Source organism: Streptomyces sp. NPDC050416, from assembly GCF_044458845.1.
Classification (GTDB): domain Bacteria; phylum Actinomycetota; class Actinomycetes; order Streptomycetales; family Streptomycetaceae; genus Streptomyces.
The window spans coordinates 652,010-672,180 of the sequence record NZ_JBITII010000004.1 but is presented as its reverse complement, the minus strand read 5'-3'; the positions used below and the strand labels follow the sequence as shown (position 1 = coordinate 672,180).

Annotated in this window: 16 protein-coding genes; 11 read left to right on the top strand and 5 right to left on the bottom strand. The window is 73.3% G+C overall.

The window, feature by feature from the left end; translation table 11 throughout:
* Window positions 1-9: 9 nt before the first annotated feature.
* From ACIBL4_RS16340 to cobC, 11 genes are all read left to right on the top strand, one after another.
* Complete coding sequence (locus ACIBL4_RS16340) at window positions 10-951, top strand: cobalamin biosynthesis protein (RefSeq protein ID WP_399410447.1); 942 nt, start codon at window positions 10-12, stop codon at window positions 949-951.
* Window positions 948-2,483 carry a cobyric acid synthase gene (locus ACIBL4_RS16335; RefSeq protein ID WP_399410445.1) on the top strand — a complete coding sequence of 512 codons (1,536 nt, stop codon included), beginning with the start codon at window positions 948-950 and terminating at the stop codon, window positions 2,481-2,483. Before ACIBL4_RS16340 ends, ACIBL4_RS16335 begins: the two co-directional genes overlap by 4 nt.
* Window positions 2,480-6,133: a cobaltochelatase subunit CobN gene (gene cobN, locus ACIBL4_RS16330; RefSeq protein ID WP_399410443.1), complete on the top strand. Its 3,654-nt coding sequence runs from the start codon at window positions 2,480-2,482 to the stop codon at window positions 6,131-6,133. Before ACIBL4_RS16335 ends, cobN begins: the two co-directional genes overlap by 4 nt.
* Before the next feature lie 169 nt (window positions 6,134-6,302).
* Window positions 6,303-8,324, top strand: a complete 2,022-nt coding sequence (locus ACIBL4_RS16325) for a putative cobaltochelatase (RefSeq protein ID WP_399410441.1) — start codon at window positions 6,303-6,305, stop codon at window positions 8,322-8,324.
* Entirely contained in the window at window positions 8,324-8,923 is a 600-nt protein-coding gene (gene cobO / locus ACIBL4_RS16320) for a cob(I)yrinic acid a,c-diamide adenosyltransferase (protein ID WP_399410439.1), read from the top strand. Before ACIBL4_RS16325 ends, cobO begins: the two co-directional genes overlap by 1 nt.
* On the top strand, window positions 8,917-10,389 hold the full coding sequence (locus tag ACIBL4_RS16315) for a cobyrinate a,c-diamide synthase (protein WP_399410437.1): 1,473 nt from the start codon (window positions 8,917-8,919) through the stop codon (window positions 10,387-10,389). The genes cobO and ACIBL4_RS16315 overlap by 7 nt, the downstream gene beginning before the upstream one ends.
* Window positions 10,386-11,135, top strand: a complete 750-nt coding sequence (gene cobI / locus ACIBL4_RS16310; RefSeq protein WP_399410435.1) for a precorrin-2 C(20)-methyltransferase — start codon at window positions 10,386-10,388, stop codon at window positions 11,133-11,135. The genes ACIBL4_RS16315 and cobI overlap by 4 nt, the downstream gene beginning before the upstream one ends.
* Before the next feature lie 42 nt (window positions 11,136-11,177).
* A complete protein-coding gene (gene cobM, locus ACIBL4_RS16305) occupies window positions 11,178-11,996 on the top strand; it encodes a precorrin-4 C(11)-methyltransferase (RefSeq protein ID WP_399410433.1) in 819 nt (272 codons plus the stop codon).
* 49 nt (window positions 11,997-12,045) lie between these two features.
* Entirely contained in the window at window positions 12,046-13,716 is a 1,671-nt protein-coding gene (cobJ, locus tag ACIBL4_RS16300) for a precorrin-3B C(17)-methyltransferase (RefSeq protein ID WP_399410431.1), read from the top strand.
* A gap of 40 nt (window positions 13,717-13,756) precedes the next feature.
* Window positions 13,757-14,683: a sirohydrochlorin chelatase gene (locus ACIBL4_RS16295; RefSeq protein WP_399410429.1), complete on the top strand. Its 927-nt coding sequence runs from the start codon at window positions 13,757-13,759 to the stop codon at window positions 14,681-14,683.
* The gene (gene cobC, locus ACIBL4_RS16290; RefSeq protein ID WP_399410427.1) at window positions 14,673-15,728 is read left to right on the top strand and encodes an Rv2231c family pyridoxal phosphate-dependent protein CobC; all 1,056 of its coding nucleotides are present in this window, start codon (window positions 14,673-14,675) and stop codon (window positions 15,726-15,728) included. The genes ACIBL4_RS16295 and cobC overlap by 11 nt, the downstream gene beginning before the upstream one ends.
* Window positions 15,729-15,777: 49 nt before the next feature.
* Here the strand turns inward: cobC and ACIBL4_RS16285 are convergent, their stop codons facing one another.
* The 5 genes from ACIBL4_RS16285 to ACIBL4_RS16265 all read right to left on the bottom strand — a co-directional run bounded on the left by ACIBL4_RS16285 (window position 15,778) and on the right by ACIBL4_RS16265 (window position 20,103).
* Entirely contained in the window at window positions 15,778-16,428 is a 651-nt protein-coding gene (locus tag ACIBL4_RS16285; RefSeq protein WP_399410425.1) for a hypothetical protein, read from the bottom strand.
* A 95-nt stretch (window positions 16,429-16,523) separates the two neighbouring features.
* Window positions 16,524-17,615 carry an amidohydrolase family protein gene (locus ACIBL4_RS16280; protein WP_399410423.1) on the bottom strand — a complete coding sequence of 364 codons (1,092 nt, stop codon included), beginning with the start codon at window positions 17,613-17,615 and terminating at the stop codon, window positions 16,524-16,526.
* 21 nt (window positions 17,616-17,636) lie between these two features.
* Window positions 17,637-18,428: an amino acid ABC transporter ATP-binding protein gene (locus ACIBL4_RS16275; RefSeq protein ID WP_399410421.1), complete on the bottom strand. Its 792-nt coding sequence runs from the start codon at window positions 18,426-18,428 to the stop codon at window positions 17,637-17,639.
* A complete protein-coding gene (locus ACIBL4_RS16270; RefSeq protein ID WP_399410419.1) occupies window positions 18,425-19,261 on the bottom strand; it encodes an amino acid ABC transporter permease in 837 nt (278 codons plus the stop codon). The genes ACIBL4_RS16275 and ACIBL4_RS16270 overlap by 4 nt, the downstream gene beginning before the upstream one ends.
* Entirely contained in the window at window positions 19,258-20,103 is an 846-nt protein-coding gene (locus ACIBL4_RS16265; RefSeq protein WP_399410417.1) for a transporter substrate-binding domain-containing protein, read from the bottom strand. The genes ACIBL4_RS16270 and ACIBL4_RS16265 overlap by 4 nt, the downstream gene beginning before the upstream one ends.
* Window positions 20,104-20,171 lie beyond the last annotated feature (68 nt).

Sequence of the window (20,171 nt, the reverse complement as noted above, 5' to 3'; positions counted from 1 at the left end):
GCTGAGCCCATGGGTGCCGGTCGCGTCTTCGCGTACGGCGCCGCCGCCGGTCTGATCGGTGACCTGCTGCTCGGCGATCCCCGCCGGGGGCATCCGGTCGCCGTGTTCGGGCGGGCCGCGGGCGCCGTGGAACGGATGTTGTGGCGGGACCACCGGGGGTGGGGCGCGCTGCACACCGTGGTGTGCGCCGGAGGAGCCCTCGCGCTCGGGGGCGTCGCCGCGCGCGCCGTGCGGAACTTCCCTGTCGCCTCCGTGGCACTGACCGGTGCCGCCACCTGGGCCGTGGTCGGGGGGACTTCGCTCGCGCGGGAGGCACGGGCCATCGGGCGTGCCCTGGAGGCGGGGGACGTCGACGGCGCCCGGGCGCGGCTGCCGCATCTGTGCGGGCGGGATCCGCAGGCGCTCGACGCCGACGGGATCGCCCGGGCCGTGGTCGAGTCCGTCGCCGAGAACACCTCCGACGCGGTCGTGGGGGCACTGGTGTGGGGGGCCGTCGGCGGTGTGCCGGGGCTCCTCGGGTTCCGGGCCGTCAACACCCTCGACGCCATGGTCGGGCACAAGTCGGCCCGGTACCGGCGCTACGGGTGGGCCTCCGCGCGGCTGGACGATCTCGCGGGCTGGCCTGGGGCCCGGCTGACCGCCGTGCTCGCGGCCCTGGCAGGAGACGATCCCCGGGGAGCGGTGCGCGCCTGGCGTGCCGACGCCGACCGGCATCCGAGCCCCAACGCCGGGCCCGTGGAGGCCTCGTTCGCGGGGGCGCTCGGGGTGCGGCTGGGTGGGACCCTGGCGTACGGCGGGCGCGTCGAGCACCGGCCCGTGCTCAACAGGGCCGGGCGCGCCGTCGCCACCCGGGACATCGAACGGGCCGTACGGCTGTCCAGGCGTGTCGGCTGGCTCGCGCTCGGCGTCTGTGCCGCCGCGCGCCGCATCGCGAAAGGGCGTACGTCATGACGGGCGGTGGGCTTCTGGTCGCCGGCACCACGTCCGACGCAGGCAAGAGCGTCGTGACCGCCGGGATCTGCCGGTGGCTGGTGCGGCAGGGCGTCAAGGTCGCGCCCTTCAAGGCGCAGAACATGTCCCTCAACTCCTTCGTGACCAAGGAGGGCGCCGAGATCGGCCGGGCGCAGGCCATGCAGGCGCAGGCCTGCCGCGTCGAGCCGACGGCGCTGATGAACCCGGTGCTGCTCAAGCCCGGCGGCGAGAGCAGCAGCCAGGTCGTGCTGCTGGGCAAGCCGGTCGGGGAGCTCAGCGCACGCGGGTACCACGGCGGACGGCAGCAGAAGCTGCTCGGAACCGTGCTGGACTGCCTGGAGCAGTTGCGGGGCACGTATGACGCGGTGATCTGTGAGGGGGCGGGCAGTCCGGCCGAGATCAATCTGCGGCGGACGGACATCGTCAACATGGGGATCGCCCGCAACGCCGGGCTCCCTGTGCTCGTCGTCGGCGACATCGACCGGGGCGGTGTCTTCGCCTCGTTCTTCGGGACCGTGGCGCTGCTGTCGCGCGAGGACCAGGAGTGCGTCGCCGGGTTCCTCGTGAACAAGTTCCGGGGGGACGTCTCCCTGCTGGAGCCGGGGCTCGACATGTTGCAGGGCCTCACCGGGCGGCGTACGTACGGTGTCCTGCCCTTCCGGCACGGGCTGGGGATCGACGAGGAGGACGGGCTGCGCGTCTCCCTGCGGGGGACGGTCCGGGAGTCCGTCGTCGCCCCGCCGGTCGGCGAGGACGTGCTGCGCGTCGCCGTGTGCGCCGTTCCGCTCATGTCCAACTTCACGGACGTGGACGCGCTGGCCGCCGAACCGGGTGTCGTGGTGCGGTTCGTGGACCGGCCGGAGGAACTCGCCGACGCCGACCTCGTCATCGTGCCCGGGACCCGGGGGACCGTCCGTGCGCTGGAGTGGCTGCGGGAGCGGGGGCTCGCCGAGGCCCTGGTCCGCAGGGCCGCCGAGCAGCGGCCCGTCCTCGGGATCTGCGGCGGCTTCCAGATCCTCGGCGAGCACATCGAGGACGACGTGGAGAGCCGCCGGGGGCATGTCGAGGGGCTCGGGGTCCTGCCCGTGCGGGTGCGGTTCGCCCGCGAGAAGACCCTCACGCGGCCGGAGGGCGAGGCCCTCGGGGAGCGCGTGGAGGGCTACGAGATCCATCACGGGGTCGCCGACGTCACCGGAGGGGACGCGTTCATCTCTGATGACCATGGACACAGCCTGGACGGCTGCCGGGTCGGCCAGACCTGGGGCACGCACTGGCACGGCTCGCTGGAGTCGGACGGGTTCCGGCGGGCCTTCCTGCGCGAGGTGGCGGCCGCCGCGGGGCGCCGCTTCGTGCCGGCGCCGGACACCTCGTTCGCCGCGCTGCGCGAGGAGCAGCTCGACCGGCTCGGCGACCTGATCGAACAGCACGCGGACACGGACGCGCTGTGGCGGCTCATCGAGTCGGGCGCGCCGCGAGGACTGCCCTTCATTCCACCGGGAGCGCCCGCATGAGCACTGTGTTGTTGTTGTCGACCGCCGACACCGACCTGCTGGCGGCCCGGGCCGCCGCCGGAGCCTCGTACCGGATCGGCAACCCGACCCGCGTGGACGTCCAGGAGGAGCTTCCGGCCCTGCTCGACGGCGCGGACATCGCCGTCGTGCGGCTGCTCGGCGGCAAGCGGGCCTGGGAGGACGGGCTCGCCGCGCTGAAGGCGTCCGGTGTCCCGACCGTGCTGCTGGGCGGCGAGGCCGTGCCCGACGCGGAGCTGATGGCCGAGTCGTCGGTGCCGGCCGGTGTCGTCGCGGAGGCGCTGAAGTACCTCGTGGAGGGCGGGCCGGCCAACCTCACCGAGCTGGCGCGGTTCCTGTCCGACACCGTGCTGCTCACGGGCGAGGGCTTCGCCGCGCCGCAGCGGATGCCGGAGTACGGCGTCCGGGGCGAGCGCGCCCAGGTCGAGGGCCGCCCGACCGTCGGCGTGCTCTTCTACCGGGCGCACGAGCTGAGCGGCAACACCGCCTTCGTGGACACCCTGTGCGACGCGATCGAGGCGCGGGGCGCCAACGCGCTCCCCGTGTACTGCGGTTCGCTGCGCGGGGCCGACGCGGGGCTGTACGAGATCCTCGGGCGGGCGGACGCCCTCGTCGCCACCGTCCTCGCCGCCGGCGGCACCCACGCCTCGCAGGCCTCGGCGGGCGGTGACGAGGAGTCCTGGGACATCGGCGCCCTCGCCGAGCTGAACATCCCCGTGCTGCAAGGGCTGTGCCTGACGTCCTCACGGAGCGCCTGGGAAGCGTCCGACGCAGCCCTGTCCCCCATGGACGCCGCGATGCAGGTGGCGATCCCGGAGTTCGACGGGCGGCTGATCACCGTGCCGTTCTCGTTCAAGGAACAGGGCGCGGACGACGTGCCCGTGTACGTCGCCGACCCGGAGCGGGCCGCGCGGGTCGCCGGGATCGCCGTACGGCACGCGCGGTTGAAGCACAAAGCGAACGCCGAGAAGAAGGTCGCGCTCGTCTTCACCGCCTACCCGACCAAGCACTCGCGGGTCGGCAACGCCGTCGGACTGGACACCCCGGCCTCGGCCGTGCGGGTGCTGGACGCCCTCAGGGACGCCGGGTACGGCCTCACCGAGTACCCCGAGGGCGGTGACGAGCTGATCCACCGGCTCATCGAGGCCGGCGGGCACGACGTGGAGTGGCTGACGGACGAGCAGCTGGCCGCCGCGCCCGCGCGGGTGCCGCTGGCGGACTACCGGGCCTGGTTCGACCAGCTCGACCCAGAGCTGAGGGACGCCATGACCGAGGCGTGGGGCGAGCCACCGGGCGGCCTCTACGTCGACGGGGACGACATCGTGCTGGCGTCCCTGCGGTTCGGGAACGTCGTCGTGATGATCCAGCCGCCGCGCGGCTTCGGCGAGAACCCCATCGCGATCTACCACGACCCGGACATGCCGCCGTCCCACCACTACATGGCCGCCTACCGCTGGCTGGAGAACAGTTTCGGCGCGGACGCGATCGTGCACATGGGCAAGCACGGCACGCTGGAGTGGCTGCCCGGCAAGGGCCTCGGGCTCAGCGGCGGGTGCGCCCCGGACGCCGTGCTCGGGGAGCTGCCGCTGATCTACCCGTTCATCGTCAACGACCCGGGCGAGGGCACCCAGGCCAAGCGGCGCGGGCACGCCACGGTCGTCGACCACCTGGTGCCGCCGATGGCCCGCGCCGACACCTACGGCGACCTGGCCAAGCTGGAGCAGCTCCTGGACGAGTACGCGCTCGTCTCCGACCTGGACCCGGCGAAGGCCCCGGCGGTGCGCGCGCAGATCTGGACCCTGGTCAAGGCCGCCGAGCTGCACCATGACCTGCATGTCGACGAACAGCCGGACGACGAGGCGTTCGACGAGTTCGTCATGCACATCGACGGCTATCTGTGCGAGATCAAGGACGTGCAGATCCGCGACGGCCTGCACGTCCTGGGCGGCGGCCCGGTCGGCGAACCGCGCGTCAACCTCGTGCTGGCGGTGCTGCGCGCCTCGCAGGTGTGGGGCGGTCAGGCAGACGCGCTGCCCGGGCTGAGGGCGGCGCTGGCGGAGCACTTCGGGCTGGTGGAGAAGGAGTTGCTGGCCGAACCGGGCGCTCCGCTGAAGGTGCCGGCGGAGCTGACGGGCCTGGTGGCGGGCCCGGCGCGCACCGGCGCCGACGCGATCGACCTGCTGGAGCAGCTGTGCCGGCGGATCGCGGAGGGCATGGAGGAGCGCGACTGGACGGTCGCCGAGGTCCCGGCGCTGGTCCGGGATGTGCTCGGCAGGGACGTCCCCGACGCCGTGGCGGTGCTGGAGTTCGCCTGCACGGAGGTCGTGCCGCGGCTGGCCCGGACCACCGACGAGATCGGGCACATCCTGCGGGCGCTGGACGGCGGTTACGTCCCTGCCGGTCCCTCCGGTTCGCCGACCCGCGGTCTGGTCAACGTCCTGCCGACGGGACGCAACTTCTACTCCGTCGACCCCAAGGCGATCCCGTCCCGGCTGAGCTGGGAGGTCGGGCAGTCGCTCGCGGACTCGCTGGTGCAGCGGTATCTGACCGACACCGGTGCGTACCCGAAGTCCGTCGGCCTGACGGTGTGGGGCACCTCGGCCATGCGCACCCAGGGCGACGACATCGCCGAGATCCTGGCGCTGCTGGGCTGCCGGCCGGTGTGGGACGACGCCTCGCGCCGGGTGACCGGGTTCGAGGTGATCCCCCCGGAGGAGCTCGGCCGGCCGCGCATCGACGTGACGGTCCGTATCTCGGGCTTCTTCCGGGACGCGTTCCCGCACGTGGTGGGGCTGATCGACGACGCCGTCCGCAAGGTCGCCGAGCTGGACGAGCCCGCCGAGCAGAACTACGTCCGGGCGCACGCCGATGAGGACACCGCCGAGCACGGCGACCGGCGCCGGGCGACCGCCCGGATCTTCGGCTCCAAGCCGGGGGCGTACGGGGCGGGTCTGCTGCCGCTGATCGACGCCCGCAACTGGCGCTCCGACGCGGACCTCGCCGAGGTGTACGCGGTGTGGGGCGGCTACGCCTACGGGCGGGGGCTGGACGGGCGGGCCGCGCGCGGGGACATGGAGACGGCGTTCCGGCGGATCGCGGTCGCCGCGAAGAACGTCGACACGCGGGAGCACGACCTCGTCGACGCCGACGACTACTTCCAGTACCACGGCGGCATGGTCGCCATGGTCCGCCATCTGACGGGCGCGAGCCCCGAGGCGTACGTCGGCGACTCGGCCACCCCGGACCAGGTGAAGACCCGCACGCTGGGCGAGGAGACGCACCGGGTGTTCCGCGCCCGGGTGGTCAACCCGCGCTGGATGGCGGCCATGCGGCGGCACGGCTACAAGGGCGCCTTCGAGATGGCGGCGACGGTGGACTACCTGTTCGGGTACGACGCCACGGCCGGGGTCGTGGACGACTGGATGTACGAGAAGTTGTCGGCGGAGTACGTCTTCGACGCCCAGAACAGGGACTTCATGAAGAGGTCCAACCCTTGGGCTCTGAGGGGCATCACCGAACGGCTTCTGGAGGCGGCGGACCGAGGGCTGTGGGCGGAGCCGAACCAAGAAACGCTGGACCGGCTCCGCGCGACCTACCTCGAACTTGAGGGAGAACTGGAGGGGGACAGGTGACCCTCCTCGCCAACCCCGCGTCGGCGGGGACCACTGGATCTACGAGCAACTCAGCGCCGACTACGTCGGACCACCCCCGCGTCGGCGGGGAGCATGCCCGCAGCCTTTCAGCCGATCCCGCTTGCGGCGCGCAGTCATCACACCAGCCACTCGAAGGAGTTATCCCGGCGTGAGTGTTCCCTATCCGTTCACAGCCGTCGTCGGACAAGACAACCTGCGCTTGGCGTTGCTCTTGAACGCAGTCAGCCCGGCCGTGGGCGGCGTGCTCGTGCGCGGGGAGAAAGGGACCGCGAAGAGCACCGCCGTGCGCGCTCTTTCGGCGCTGCTGCCCGAGGTCCCGGTCGTCCCCGAGTGCCGCTTCTCCTGCGACCCCTCCTCCCCAGACCCCGCCTGCCCCGACGGGCCGCACGCGCCGGGAGCAGCCGGCCAGGCCCGTCCGGCCCGGATGGTCGAACTGCCCGTCGGTGCCTCGGAGGACCGCCTCGTGGGCGCGCTGGACATCGAGCGGGCGCTGTCGGAGGGCGTGAAGGCCTTCGAGCCCGGCCTGCTCGCCGACGCGCACCGCGGCATCCTCTACGTGGACGAGGTCAACCTCCTCCACGACCACCTGGTCGACCTGCTGCTGGACGCGGCCGCGATGGGCGCCTCGTACGTGGAACGCGAGGGCGTCTCCGTACGGCACGCGGCCCGCTTCCTGCTCGTCGGCACCATGAACCCCGAGGAGGGCGAGCTGCGGCCGCAGTTGCTCGACCGGTTCGGGCTGACCGTCGAGGTCGCGGCCTCGCGGGAGCCCGACCAGCGGGTCGAGGTCGTCCGGCGGCGGCTCGCCTACGACGACGATCCGGACGGCTTCGCGGCCCGGTGGGCGGACGAGGAGGCCGACGTACGGGCGCGGATCATCGCGGCACGGGAGCTGCTGCCGTCCGTGCGGCTGGGCGACGGGGCGCTGCGGCAGATCGCGGCGACCTGCGCGGCCTTCGAGGTCGACGGCATGCGCGCCGACATCGTGATGGCGCGGACGGCGACCGCGCTGGCGGCCTGGGCGGGGCGTACGGACGTGCTCGCGGAGGACGTCCGGCAGGCCGCGCTGCTCGCGCTGCCGCACCGGCGGCGGCGCAACCCCTTCGACGCGCCGGGTCTTGACGAGGACAAGCTGGACGAGACCCTGGAGGAGTTCTCCGGGGACGACGACCCGGACCCCGATCCCGACCCCGACCAGGGGCCGGACGGACCCGGCGGAGGCGGCGGAGACGGCGGGCAGCCGGAGCCCGACGAGGGTCCCCAGGGCGACGACACCGGGGCCACGCCCGAGGCCGGGGAGAACGGGCAGCCGCAGCCGTCGGGTGCCGGTGAGCAGTCGGCCGTACGGGCGGCCGAGCCGTTCCGGGCCAAAGTGCTGAGCGTGCCCGGGATCGGCGAGGGCGCGGCCGGGCGGCGTTCGCGGGCGCGGACCGAGCACGGGCGGACGACCGGGTCCCGGCGACCGCGGGGCACGCTCACCAAGCTGCACCTGGCGGCGACCGTGCAGGCCGCGGCGCCGCACCAGCGGGCGCGCGGGCGGTCCGGGCCGGGTCTGGTCGTGCGCCGGGACGATCTGCGGCAGGCCACCCGCGAGGGGCGCGAGGGCAATCTCGTGCTGTTCGTCGTGGACGCCTCCGGGTCGATGGCGGCGCGGCAGCGGATGAGTGCCGTGAAGGGGGCCGTGCTGTCGCTGCTGCTGGACGCCTACCAGCGGCGGGACAAGGTGGGGCTGGTGACGTTCCGGGGTTCGGGCGCGGACGTCGCGCTGCCGCCGACCTCGTCCGTGGACGCGGCGGCGGCCCGGCTGGAGTCGCTGCCGACCGGCGGGCGGACGCCGCTCGCCGCCGGACTGCTGCGCGCGCACGACGTGCTGCGGTTGGAGCGGCTGCGGGATCCGGCGCGGCGGCCGCTGGTCGTGCTGGTGACGGACGGGCGGGCCACCGGGGGCCCGGAGCCGGTCGCGCTGGCCGGGCGGGCGGCACGGTTGTTCGCGGCCGAGGGTGTCGCGTCGGTCGTCGTGGACTGCGAGTCGGGGCCGGTGCGGCTGGGACTCGCCGGGCAGCTCGCCGGTGAGCTGGGCGGCACGGCCGTGACGCTGGACGAGCTGCGGGCCGACTCGATCGCCGGGCTGGTCAGGGATGTGCAGGGGACTTCGAGGAGGGCCGCGTAATGCCGCAGGGACAGCCGAGTGTGATTCCGGACGACGGTCTGACGACCCGGCAGCGCCGGAACCGGCCGCTGGTGGTCGTGCACACGGGCGTCGGCAAGGGCAAGTCGACGGCCGCCTTCGGGCTCGCGCTGCGGGCCTGGAACCAGGGCTGGCCGATCGGGGTGTTCCAGTTCGTCAAGTCGGCGAAGTGGAAGGTCGGCGAGGAGAACGCGCTGCGTGTCCTCGGTGCCTCCGGTGAGGGCGGGTCCGTCGCCTGGCACAAGATGGGCGAGGGCTGGTCCTGGGTGCAGCGCGACGCACAGCTGGACAACGAGGAGAAGGCCCGGGAGGGCTGGGAGCAGGTCAAGCGGGACCTGGCGGCTCAGACGTACCGGCTGTACGTGCTGGACGAATTCGCCTACCCGATGCACTGGGGATGGGTCGACACGGACGAGGTCGTGGACGTCCTGCGCAACCGGCCCGGCACCCAGCATGTGGTGATCACGGGGCGCAACGCCCCCCAGAAGCTCTTGGACTTCGCCGACCTCGTGACCGACATGTCCAAGGTGAAGCACCCCATGGACGCGGGGCAGAAGGGGCAGAGGGGCATCGAGTGGTGACGTCCTCGTCCGTGCCCCGGCTGGTCGTCGCCGCGCCCTCGTCGGGCAGCGGCAAGACCACCGTCGCCACGGGGCTGATGGCCGCGTTCGCCGCGCGGGGGCTCGCCGTGTCCCCGCACAAGGTCGGGCCGGACTACATCGACCCCGGGTACCACGCGCTCGCGACCGGACGGGTGGGACGGAACCTCGACGCGTATCTGTGCGGGCCCGAGCTGGTCGGGCCGCTGTTCCTGCACGGGGCGCGCGGGTGTGACATCGCGGTCGTCGAGGGCGTGATGGGGCTGTACGACGGGGCCGCCGGGGAGGGGGAGCTGGCCTCCACGGCGCATGTCGCGAAGCTGTTGCGGGCGCCGGTGGTGCTGGTCGTCGACGCGTCGTCGCAGTCGCGGTCGGTGGCCGCGCTGGTGCACGGGTTCGTCTCCTGGGATCCGGAGGTGCGGGTCGGGGGCGTCATCCTGAACAAGGTCGCGTCGGACCGGCACGAGGAGATGCTGCGGGAGGCGCTGGAGCAGACGGGCGTGCCGGTGCTCGGGGTGTTGCGGCGGGCTCCTCAGGTGGACACGCCGTCGCGGCATCTGGGGCTGGTGCCGGTCGCCGAGCGGCGGGCCGAGGCGGTCGAGGCGGTTGCGGCGATGGCCGCGCAGGTCTCCGACGGTTGTGATCTGGACGCGTTGGCGGGGCTGGCCCGGAGTGCGGGGGTGTTGTCGTGCGAGGCGTGGGATGCTGCTGCGGCTGTGGCTTCCTCGCCCCCGCCGGCCCTACCCGTCCCGTCCTCCAGGGGCTCCGCCCCTTCGACCCCGCCAGGGGGCTCCGCCCCCTGGACCCCCGGTCGGCCTGAACGGCCGCGTCCTCAAACGCCGGACGGGCTGGTCGTCGCCGTCGCCGGCGGTGAGGCGTTCACCTTCTCCTATGCCGAGAACACCGAGCTGCTCACCGCCGCCGGTGCCGACGTCGTGCCCTTCGATCCGCTGCGGGACGAGGAACTGCCCGAAGGGACGCGCGGGTTGGTGATCGGGGGCGGGTTCCCCGAGGTGTACGCCGCCGAGCTGTCCGCCAACGAACCCTTGCGCAAGGCCGTTGCCCACCTGGCGGAGAGCGGCGCTCCCGTGGCCGCCGAGTGTGCCGGGCTGCTCTATCTGTGCCGGGAGCTGGACGGACAGCCGATGTGCGGGGTGCTGGACGCCGGGGCGCGGATGACCGGACGGCTGACCCTGGGGTACCGGGACGCGGTGGCCGTCGGCGACAGTGTGCTCGCGGCGGCGGGGACACGGATGCGCGGGCACGAGTTCCACCGGACCGCCGTGGAGCCCGGGGCGGGGGCCGAACCCGCCTGGGGCCTCAGGACCCCTCAGCGGCGCGTCGAGGGGTTCGTGCGGCGCGGTGTGCACGCGAGCTATCTGCACACGCACTGGGCGGCACAGCCCGGTGTCGCCCGTCGGTTCGTGGAGAGGTGCCGGACGTCATGAGCAGCAGGCTGGTCGGGGTCGGGGTCGGGCCGGGGGATCCGGAGCTGGTGACCGTCAAGGGTGTGAACGCCCTGCGGAAGGCCGAGGTCGTGGTCGTTCCCGTGATGGCTGCGTCTGATGGAAAAGACGGCGGCGAGCGCGGGCGGGCCGAGGCGACCGTGCTGCACTACGTGCCCGAGGAGAAGGTCGTCCGGGTCGTGTTCGCGCTGAACGAGCGGAGCGACCGGGCGCGGCGCGAGGCGGCCTGGGACGCGGCGGGCGAACGGGTGGCCGAGCTGCTGCGCGGGCACGGTGCCGTCGCCTTCGCGACCATCGGGGACCCCAACGTGTACTCCACGTTCACGTATCTCGCGCAGACCGTCGCCGAGTTGGTGCCGGGGACCGTCGTCGAGACCGTGCCCGGGATCACCGCCATGCAGGACCTCGCCGCGCGGTCGGGCGCCGTGCTGACCGAGGGGACCGAGCCGCTCACGCTCGTGCCCGTCACGGCGGGGTCGACCGTCCTCAAGGAGGCCCTCGCCGGACCCGGGACGGTCGTCGCCTACAAGTTCGGCCGGCAGGCGCACGAGGTCGCCGACGCGCTGCGGGAGACCGGGCGGATCGGTGACGCGGTGTGGGGGTCGGCACTGGGGCTGACGGAGGAGTCGATCCGGCCGGCCGCCGACCTGGACGGCACTCCCCTGCCCTACCTGTCGACGCTCATCTCCCCCGCCCGGCGCGACGGCGGGCGGGGCGGAAAGCTCTGACTCGCCCACCCATCGGAACCCCCTGTACGAGAGGACCACTCCATGGCCGACGCCCCCACGGGCAAGGTGACCTTCGTCGGTGCCGGCCCCGGCGCCGCCGACCTGCTGACGTTCCGTGCCGCACGGGCCATCGCCGAGGCCGACGTGGTGATCTGGGCGGCGAGCCTGGTCCAGGCGGAGGTTCTCCAGCACGCGCGCGAGGACGCGGAGATCCTCGACTCTGCGGCCCTGTCCCTGGAGGACGTCGTGGCCGTGTACCGGCGGGCCCGGGAGGAGGGCCTGCGCGTCGCCAGGATCCACTCCGGTGACCCCGCCCTGTGGGGCGGCACCCAGGAGCAGCTCGACCGGTGTGCCGAGATCGGCCTGGCGACCGAGGTCGTGCCCGGGGTGTCCGCCTTCTCCGCCGTCGCCGCGCTCGCGCAGCGCGAGCTGACCATCCCCGAGGTCGCGCAGTCCGTCGTCCTGACCCGGCTCGGCGGCGGCAAGACGCCCATGCCGCCCGGGGAGGAGGTCCGCGAGTTCGCCCGGCACGGCACCACCATGGCGATCTTCCTCTCCGCGGCCCGCAGCGGGCAGCTCGTGCGGGAGCTGCTGGAGGGCGGTTATCCGACGACGACCCCGGTCGTGGTGGCGTACCAGGCGACCTGGCCGGAGGAGCTGATCGTGAAGTGCACGGTCGGCACGCTGGAGGAGACGGTCAAGGAACACAAGCTCTGGAAGCACACGCTGTTCCTGGTCGGCCCGGCGCTCGACGCGCACGGCACGCGCTCGCACCTCTACCACCCGGGTCACTTCCACGGTTACCGCAAGGCCGACCCCGAGGCCCGCAAGGCCCTGCGCGAACGGGGTGCCCGCACATGATCGCCCGGTCTGTCGAAGAAGACGCAGGAATCGCAGAAGGAGTCGCTCAGTGATCGGCCTCATCTCCGCCACCGCGGCGGGCGCGGCCGCGCGGGACCGGCTGGCCGCCGCCTGGCCGGACCGCACGCGCGTGTACGAGGGTCCCGTCGGGGACGCCGTGCGGGCCGCGTTCGCGCAGTGCGAGCAGCTCGTGTGCTTCCTGGCGACGGGCGCGGTGGTGCGACTCGTGGCGCCGCTGCTGGCCGGCAAGGCGGCCGACCCGGGCGTGGTGTGCGTCGACGAGGGCGGCCGGTTCGCGGTGTCCCTGCTGGGCGGGCATGCCGGCGGGGCCAATGAACTCGCCCGGGAGGTCGGGGAGTTGCTGGGTGCCGAGCCGGTGGTGACCACGGCGACGGACGCCGTGGGCCTGCCCGGTCTCGACGCCCTCGGCCTGCCCGTGGAGGGCGATGTCGCCGGGGTCTCGCGGGCGTTGCTGGACGGTGAGGCGGTGACGCTGCGGGCCGAGGTGGCCTGGCCGCTGCCGCCGCTCCCGGTGGCCGCCGAGGGGTCGTACACGATCCGGCTGACCGACCGGCTCGTCCAGGCGGCCGAGCGCGAGGTGGTGCTGCGCCCGCCGTCGCTGGTCGTCGGGGTCGGGGCGTCGAAGGGCGCTCCCGTCGAAGAGGTGCTCGGGCTGGTCGAGGACGCCCTGCGGGAGGCCGGGCTGTCCGCGGCGTCGGTCGCCGAGCTGGCCACCGTCGACGCCAAGGCCGGGGAGCCCGGCCTCGTCGAGGCCGCGCGGCGGCTCGGTGTGCCCCTGGTGACGTACTCCGCCGGGGAGTTGGCCGCCGTCGACGTGCCCAATCCGTCCGACGCGCCGCTCGCCGCCGTCGGTACGCCCTCGGTCGCGGAGGCCTCGGCACTTCTGCGTGGCGGCGAACTCCTGGTCCCCAAGCGGAAGTCCGCCATGGCGACCTGTGCCGTCGTACGGCGCCCGGGGCGCGGGCGGCTCGCGGTGGTCGGGCTCGGGCCGGGTGCCCGGGACCTGCTCACGCCGCGGGCGAAGGCCGAACTCCGGCGCGCTTCCGTGCTCGTCGGACTCGACCAGTACGTCGACCAGATCCGTGATCTGCTGCGGCCCGGCACCCGGATCCTGGAGTCGGGCCTCGGGGCCGAAGAGGAGCGGGCGCGCACGGCCGTCGAGGAGGCCCGGGCGGGGCGGGCCGTCGCGCTGATCGGCAGCGGGGACGCGGGCGTGTACGCCATGGCGTCCCCCGCGCTGGCCGAGGCCTCCGACGACATCGACGTGGTGGGCGTGCCCGGCGTGACGGCGGCGCTCGCCGCCGGTGCGATCCTGGGCGCGCCGCTGGGCCACGACCACGTGTCGATCAGCCTGTCCGACCTGCACACGCCGTGGGAGGTCATCGAGCGGCGGGTACGGGCGGCGGCCGAGGCCGACCTCGTGGTGACGTTCTACAACCCGCGTTCGCGCGGCCGCGACTGGCAGTTGCCCAGGGCGCTGAGCATCCTCGCCGAGCACCGGGCGCCGACGACGCCGGTCGGTGTCGTACGCAACGCCTCACGGCCGGACGAGTCCGCCCGGCTCACGACGCTGACCGCGCTCGATCCGGCGACGGTCGACATGATGACGGTCGTCACCGTGGGCAACACCGCGACCCGGGAGATCGCCGGGCGCATGGTGACGCCGCGCGGCTACCGCTGGCAGGAGGAGCCCGAGTGAACCGCGTCGTCCACCACCCCACGTCCGCCGAGGAGAACCTGTGACCACTCCGCCAGCCCTGCTCATCGCCGGCCACGGCACCCGTGACGACGCCGGAGCCGAGGCGTTCCGCGACTTCGTGCGGGAACTGGGGGCCCGCCACCCGGAACTGCCCGTCGCGGGCGGCTTCATCGAGCTGTCCCCGCCGCCGCTGGGCGAGGCCGTCGCCGAGCTGGTGGAGCGGGGTGTGCGGCGGTTCGCCGCCGTGCCGCTGATGCTGGTGTCCGCCGGGCACGCCAAGGGCGACATCCCGGCGGCGCTGGCCCGCGAGCAGGAGCGGCACCCCGGGATCTCCTACACGTACGGTCGTCCGCTCGGTCCGCACCCGGCGCTGCTGAACGTGCTGGAGCGGCGGCTGGACGAGGCGCTGGGCGGCGCCGCGGGACGCAGGCCGGGTGACCGGGCCGATGTGACGGTGCTGCTGGTGGGGCGCGGTTCGACGGACCCGGACGCCAACGCCGAGGTGCACAAGGCGGCGCGGCTGCTGTGGGAGGGGCGCGGGTACGCGGGGGTCGAGACGGCGTTCGTGTCGCTGGCGGCGCCGGACGTGCCGAGCGGACTAGACCGCTGCGCGCGGCTGGGCGCCCGCCGGATCGTGGTGCTCCCCTACTTCCTGTTCACCGGCATCCTGCCGGACCGGGTGCGGCTGCAGACCGAGGGCTGGGCGGCGGCGCACCCGGAGGTCGAGGTGCGCTCGGCCGACGTCATCGGGCCGGAGCCGGAGCTGCTGGACCTGGTGTGGGAGCGGTACACGGAGGCCGTCGAGGGCGATCTGCGGATGAACTGCGACTCGTGCGTGTACCGCGTCGCGCTGCCGGGCTTCGAGGACAAGGTGGGGATGCCGCAGCAGCCGCACTTCCACCCGGACGACGCCGGCCATCACCACGGGCACGGCCACCACCACGGGGCGCACTCCCATGCGCACTGACGGCGGGCACGACCTGCGGCACCATGGGGACGCGGAGGTCCGGGACGGCGGCGGGTCGCTCGTCGACCTCGCCGTGAACGTCCGCGCGGACACCCCGCCGGCGTGGCTGCGGGAGCACATCGCCGCGTCGCTGGGCGATCTGGCGGCCTACCCGGACGGGCGGGCCGCGCGCGCGGCGGTGGCGGCGCGGCACGGCCTGCCGGTGGAGCGGGTGCTGCTGACGGCGGGGGCGGCGGAGGCGTTCGTGCTGCTGGCGCGGGCGCTGAAGGTGCGGCGGCCGGTCGTGGTCCATCCGCAGTTCACGGAGCCGGAGGCCGCGCTGCGGGACGCGGGGCACACGGTCGACCGGGTGCTGCTGCGGGAGGAGGACGGATTCCGGCTGGACCCGGCGGCCGTCCCGGAGGCCGCGGACCTGGTGGTGATCGGCAATCCGACGAACCCGACGTCGGTGCTGCACCCGGCGGAGGTGATCGCCTCTCTCGCCCGGCCCGGGCGGCTGCTGGTGGTGGACGAGGCGTTCATGGACGCGGTGCCGGGCGAGCGGGAAGCCCTCGCGGACCGTGTCGACGTGCCCGGGCTCGTGGTGCTGCGCAGCCTGACCAAGACGTGGGGGCTGGCCGGGCTGCGGATCGGGTACGTGCTGGCGGCGCCGGAGACCATTGCGGACCTGGAGCGGGCGCAGCCGCTGTGGCCGGTGTCGACGCCGGCGCTGGCCGCGGCGCGGGCGTGCGTGGGGCCACGGGCGCTGGCGGAGGCGGCTCACGCGGCCCACCGCATCGCCGCGGACCGGGCCCACCTGCTGACGGGCCTGTCCCGCTTCGCCCCGGCCGGGCTGCGGGTGGTCGAGCCCGCGCAGGGCCCGTTCGTCCTGATCCGGCTTCCGCACGCGGCGGCCGTACGCGACCGGCTGCGCGACCTCGGCTACGCCGTGCGGCGCGGGGACACCTTCCCCGGCCTGGACGGGGAGTGGCTGCGGCTGGCGGTGCGGGACCGGGCGACGGTGGACGGGTTCCTGCGGGCGCTGGAGCGGGCGGTGGCGGGCTGACGGCTCACTGACGTGCGGTGTCACCGCCGTGCAAGGGCGAGCTGACGGCTCACCGCCGTGCGGTCCCGGCCGTCTCCCTCGCGATCGGGGTGCCGTCCTCGGGGCGGCGGGTCAGCAGGACGCTGGTGACGGCGACCCAGAGCCCGGCGGCCGCGAAGGCGAGGTAGCCGACCCAGGGGATGAAGATCAGCACGCCGATGACGACGGCCGCCCAGGCCAGCCAGCGGGGCAGCGGGCTGACGGTGGCGCGGAAGGTGGCCAGGCCCGTGCCCAGAAGCAACAGGCCCATGCCGCCGACGAAGGGGATGAAGAAGTCCTCGTTGAAGGTGTTGAGGCCCTGGAGCGCGGGACCGGAGGCCGTCGGCTCGCCGGCGAGGTCCGCCAGGGCCAGGGTCAGCGAGGCCCCGATCAGGAAGCCGACGGCGATCAGCAGGCCGCCGCCGAGGACCACGCGGTGCAGCCAGCCGCCGCCCGCCGGGACGTCCCGTACGACACCGGCCAGGTGGGCCGCGAAGAAGACGACGAACACCGCGGCGAGCACCAGCAGGTACAGGCTCGTCCACGTCTGGCCCTGGTGGTCCTCGTAGAAGGCTCTGACCTCGCGGCCGGTGGCGTCATAGGCGGGTGTGTCGCCGAGCAGCGCGAAAGCGGTGATGGTCAGGATGACGGCCAGCAGTCCGCTCAAAGGTGCGACGCGCATCGGAACCTCCCGCTCTGGCAGGGTTCGTCCTCGCCTTCCACGCTCCCAGAGGCCGGCCTGCCCCGCCATCCGGGCCCCGGGGTGCCGCCTCTGCTTCAGCCGACCACGCGCCCGTTCAGCACCACCCGGCGCGGCGCGGTCAGCACGCCCACGTCCTTGCGCGGGTCCTCGTCGTAGACGACGAGGTCGGCCGGGGCGCCCTCGTCCAGGCCGGGGCGGCCGAGCCAGGTCCGGGCCGTCCAGGTTCCCGCCGCCAGGGCCTCGACGGGCGGGATGCCCGCGGTGACCAGCTCGGCGACCTCGGCCGCCGCGAGGCCGTGGGCGAGTCCGCCGCCCGCGTCGGTGCCGACGAACACGGGGACGCCGGCGTCGTAGGCGTTCCGCACGGTGTCGTAGCGGCGTTCGTGGAGCCGGCGCATATGGGCCGACCAGCGCGGGAACCGGGCCTCGCCGCCGTCGGCGAGCTGCGGGAAGGTGGCGATGTTGACCAGGGTCGGGACGATGGCGACGCCCCGTTCGGCGAACAGCGGGATCAGGTCCTCGGTCAGGCCCGTCGCGTGCTCGATGCAGTCGATGCCCGCCTCGACGAGGTCCTGGAGGGAGTCCTCCGAGAAGCAGTGCGCGGTGACCCGGGCGCCCAGGCGGTGCGCCTCGGCGATCGCCGCCTCCACCGCCCCGCGCGGCCAGCAGGCCGACAGGTCGCCGAGGTCGCGGTCGATCCAGTCCCCGACCAGCTTCACCCAGCCGTCGCCGCGCCGCGCCTCCTGGGCGACGTAGGCGACGAGGTCGTCCGGCTCGATCTCCCAGGCGTAGTTGCGGATGTAGCGGCGGGTGCGGGCGATGTGCCGCCCGGCACGGATGATCTTCGGCAGGTCGTCGCGGTCGTCGATCCAGCGGGTGTCGGAGGGCGAGCCCGCGTCGCGGATCAGCAGCGTGCCCGCGTCCCGGTCGGTCAGCGCCTGCTTCTCGGCGACGTCCCTGGGGACCGCGCCGTGCCGGTCGAGTCCCACGTGGCAGTGCGCGTCGACGAGGCCGGGCAGGGCCCAGCCCCTGACGGTACGGATGTCGCGGGCGCCGACGGGACGGCCGTAGGAGATCCGGCCGTCCACGACCCACAGCTCGTCGCGGACCTCCTCGGGTCCGACGAGCACCCGTCCCTTCACGTGCAGCACCGTGCGATCGCTCATGTACGGCACCTTAGTGAGCCGCTAGTCGGCCTTGCCCACCTGGTCCGAGGTCTCCTCCTCCACCTCGGCCATGGCGGGGTCGAGGAGGCGGGAGAGGAAGTGGCGGGTGCGGTCGTGGCGCGGGGCTCCGATGACCTGCTCGGGGGTGCCGTCCTCGACGATCACGCCGCCGTCCATGAAGACGACCCGGTCGGCGACCTCGCGGGCGAAGGTCATCTCGTGGGTGACGACCATCATCGTCATGCCCTCGTCGGCGAGCATGCGCATCACCGCGAGGACGTCCCCGACCAGTTCGGGGTCCAGGGCCGAGGTCGGCTCGTCGAACAGCATCACCTCGGGGCCCATGGCCAGGGCCCGGGCGATGGCGACGCGCTGCTGCTGGCCGCCGGACAGGGAGGAGGGGTAGGCCGCCGCCTTCTCGGACAGGCCCACGCGCGCCAGGTTCTCGGCGGCCACCTTCGCGGCCGCAGCCTTGTCGCGGCGCAGCACCCGCCGCTGCGGCAGCGTGAGGTTCTCGGTCACCGTCAGGTGCGGGAACAGGTTGAACTGCTGGAAGACCATGCCGATGCGACGGCGTACGGCGTCGATGTCGACGTCCGGGTCGGTCAGTTCCGTGCCGCCGACGAACACCTGCCCCTTGGTCGGCTCCTCCAGCAGGTTCACGCAGCGCAGCAGCGTCGACTTGCCCGAGCCGGACGGGCCGATGACACAGACGACCTCGCCCCGGCCGATCTCCAGGTCGATGCCGCGCAGCACCTCATTGGCGCCGAACGACTTGTGCAGCGCGCGTACCTCGATCTCGGGTCGGCTCATTTCACGGCCTCCTGGGCCTTCGCCTCCATGCGGCGTACGACGAAGCCGAGCGGGATCGTGACCAGCAGGTAGCACAGTCCGGCGACCAGGATCGGCGTGGAGTTGGCGGTCTGGCTGGCCAGGTCGCGGCCGTACTTGGACAGTTCCCGCTCCTCCAGGGTGACGCCGAGGAACAGCACCAGCGAGGAGTCCTTGAACAGCAGCACCAGTTCGTTGGTGAGCGGCGGGAGGATGACGCGGAACGCCTGCGGGATGATGATGGAGATCATCGCCCGCGCGGGCGAGAAGCCGAGTGAACGGGCCGCCTCCATCTGCCCCTTGGGCACGGCCTGGATGCCCGCGCGGATCGTCTCGGCCATGTAGGCGGCGGCCACCAGGCCGAGCGCCAGGGCGACCTTGCCGTACGTGCCGCCGATGATCTCGGTGCCGGGGAAGGCCAGCGGTACGGCGACGCCGATGAAGATGAAGATCAGCAGGGCGGGCAGGCCGCGGAAGATCTCGATGTAGATCCCGGCGAGCCAGCGGTACGGCCCCACGGAGGACAGCCGCATCAGCGCGATCACCATGCCGAGGGCCAGCCCCACGGCGAAGCCGGACACCGTGTAGAGCACGGTGTTCTTCAGCGCCAGCTCGATGACGTCCGGGAACATGCGCTCGGCGATGTCCGCCTGCGCGAACTGGTTCTGGAGCCGGTCCCAGTCGGCGGAGACCGCGAAGGCGATCACGGCCGCGACGAAGACGGCGTACTGGACGCCGCGCGAGACGCCGCGCTTCTGCCGCCGGGTGAGGCCCTTCTTCTTCGGCTGGACTTCGGGCGTGGCCGTGTCCGTCATGAGGCGGCGGGCGACGCGGCGGACTCGTCGTAGGGACCGATCCACTGCTCGTACAGCTTCTTGTACGTGCCGTCGGCCTTGGCGTCCGCGATCGCCTTGTTGATGGCGGCGAGGAGCTTGGTGTTGCCCTTCTTCACCGTGAAGCCGTACTGCTCGCCGGTGTTGATCTGCTCGGCGACCTCGAAGGCATCGGCGTTGGCCTTGTCCTTCAGCCAGCCCTGGACGACCGGGTAGTCGATGACGACGGCCTGGACCTGGCCGGTGCGCAGGCCGTTGAGGACGGCGTCGGAGGACTCGAAGGAGACCGGGTCGAGGCCCTTGCTCTTGGCGTAGTCCTCACCGGTCGTCTGTGCCTGGGCGCCGAGCTTCTTGCCCTTGAGGCCGGCGAAGGAGGAGATGCCGCTCTTCTTGTCGACCAGTACGGCCTGGGTGGCGTTGAAGTACGGGTCGGAGAAGTCGACGTTCTTCTTGCGCTCCTCGGTGATGGTCATGCCGGCGGCGGCGAGGTCGCACTGGCCGGCGTTGAGGGACCCGCCGGTTTTGAAGTTCTCGAAGGGCTGGTCGACGATGTCCTGCTTCACGCCCAGGTCCTTGGCGACCAGGTCGATCAGCGACACGTCGAAACCCTGCACCTTGCCGTCGATCTCCGACTGGAACGGCGGATACGGCAGGTGGGTGCAGGTGGTGAGCTTGCCCGCCTTGACGAGTTCGACGCCGCCCGGGGCCGTCTTCTTGCCGCTGCCGCCGTCGTCGGTGGAGGTGCAGCCGGCCACGAGCAGCAGCCCGGCCGTCGCGGTGGTGGCGGCCAGGATGCGGGCCCGGTGCCCGGGGTGCGTGTTCACGGCGAGCCTCCTGTGAGTGAACTGTGGGTTCCGATCATAAGGAGAAGTTTGAGTGACTGAAAACAATC